The sequence below is a fragment of the Kitasatospora sp. NPDC059462 genome, assembly GCF_042749955.1.
GTDB lineage: Bacteria > Actinomycetota > Actinomycetes > Streptomycetales > Streptomycetaceae > Kitasatospora.
This window is the reverse complement of the sequence record NZ_JBHYUU010000352.1, coordinates 1-1,782: the sequence shown is the minus strand read 5'-3', so window position 1 is coordinate 1,782 and position 1,782 is coordinate 1. Positions and strand designations below refer to the sequence as shown.

The window sequence follows — 1,782 nt, the reverse complement described above, 5'->3', positions numbered from 1 at the left end:
CTTCCCCGGGGGGCCGGCGCTTACGGGGTGTGGGTGCGGGCGTGGCTCCGGCGGCGGCCGGCGGGCCGCCCCCGCCCCGCGTCCGGTGTGTCCGGTCAGCCCCCGGTGATCAACGGGCGCCGGCGCGGGCGCGGCGGTAGAGGACACCACCGCCGATCAGCAGGGCCAGGCCGGCCGCGCCGAGCAGCTCGGTGTTGCCGGCGCCGGTGGCGGCCAGCTGCCGGCCGGTCTCCTCGACGGCCGGGGCCTGCGCGTGCGCCACGGCGGGACGCACCGGGGCGGCCTCGGCCGGGGCGGCCGCCCGGGGGGTGCCCTGGGCGGGGTCTCCGGCGCTCTGGGTGACCGGCGGCGCGGGCGGCGGCGCGTTGTGCGGGGCGTGCTCCTCCGGGCAGTCCTCCTGCGGCGCCGCGGGCTTGACGGGCGCCGGGGCGGCCGCGGTGACGCAGGTGTTGCCGTAGGCCGGGTTGAGGGCGCCGACCACGTCCACCGAGTTGCCGCAGGCGTTGACCGGGACGTGCACCGGGGCCTGGACGCTGTTGCCGGAGATCACGCCGGGCGAGCCGGTGGCCGTACCGGAGGCGGTGGCCCCCGAGGCCGCCGAACCCGCGCCCGCCGCGCCCGAACCCGCCTGACCGCCGCCCGTCTGACCGCCGCCCGTGTGGGCGCCTCCGGTCTGAGCGCCTCCGGACGGTGCACCTCCGGACGGTGCACCTCCGGACGGGGCGCCGCCCTGGTGGCCGCCGCCGGTCTGGACACCGCCCGGGTGCCCGCCGCCGGTCTGGGCGCCACCGGTGTGGGTGCCGCCCGCGTGCGCCCCGCCGGCGGGGCGCCCGGAGGAGTTGGCGCAGTTGTTGCCGAAGGCCGGGTTCAGCAAGCCGATCACGTCGATCGTGTTGCCGCAGGCATTGATCGGCACTTCGATCGGCACCTGCACCGAGTTGCCGGAGGCGACGCCCGGCGAGCCTGCCGCGACACCCTCCGCGCCGGCGCCCGCGTAGGCGTAGCCGGCGGTCGAGGCCAGCACACTGCCGGTGGCCACGGCCGTGAGGAGCCCCTTCTTGGCTGCGTTCCTCATATTTTCCCCTGACATTTCGAGACGACGTGACGACCCTCCGAAAGTCGGAATTTCCGAATAGGTGGAGAGGTCCTCGCTGCATGGGAGAGAACGAAGGAACCCACAGGGAGGTTGGCCGGTTCAACCACCATTCACCCTTTCGAGGGATGCCGCGACACATTCGCGGGGCGCGCCGAAAAAACAAGCGCCCCCGGCACGGCGCGCACGCCGTCCGGGGGCCCGGCTCAACGACCGAGATGGGCTCAGACGTTGAAGCAGGTGTTGCCGAACGCCGGGTTCAGCACGCCGACCACGCTGATGGTGTTGCCGCACGCGTTGACCGGGATGTGCACCGGGATCTGGATCTGGTTGCCGGACACCACGCCCGGGGAGCCGGCGGCCACGCCCTCGGCACCGGCCCCGCCGTGGGCGGAGGCGGCACCCGTGACGGCGAGCACCAGGCCGCCGGCGGCGGCGGTCACGGCGGCGATCTTCTTGACCTTCATCATTCCTCCTGTATGAACACCCGGATATCGGTTCCGGGTCGTCACAGGAGGAACGACGTTGCGGCGAACGGGGTACGGAATGGCCGTCCGCTTCACCCGCACCGGTGATACGACGAACAGGAAATCGATCTGTCAGAACGGCGGCGGGGCGGCCCCCCGCGGGGACAGGGGGGGGGCCCCCCCCCCCGGGCAGCCGGGTTGAAATAAAAAAAAAAAAACCCC

2 protein-coding genes are annotated in these 1,782 nt (G+C 73.9%); both read right to left on the bottom strand.

The features are described 5' to 3' along the window. Nucleotides 1-109: 109 nt before the first annotated feature. On the bottom strand, nucleotides 110-1,075 hold the full coding sequence (locus ACFXAM_RS38280) for a chaplin (RefSeq protein WP_380298512.1): 966 nt from the start codon (nucleotides 1,073-1,075) through the stop codon (nucleotides 110-112). Nucleotides 1,076-1,317: 242 nt separating this feature from the next. Continuing rightward, complete coding sequence (locus ACFXAM_RS38275) at nucleotides 1,318-1,560, bottom strand: chaplin (protein ID WP_380298510.1); 243 nt, start codon at nucleotides 1,558-1,560, stop codon at nucleotides 1,318-1,320. Nucleotides 1,561-1,782 lie beyond the last annotated feature (222 nt).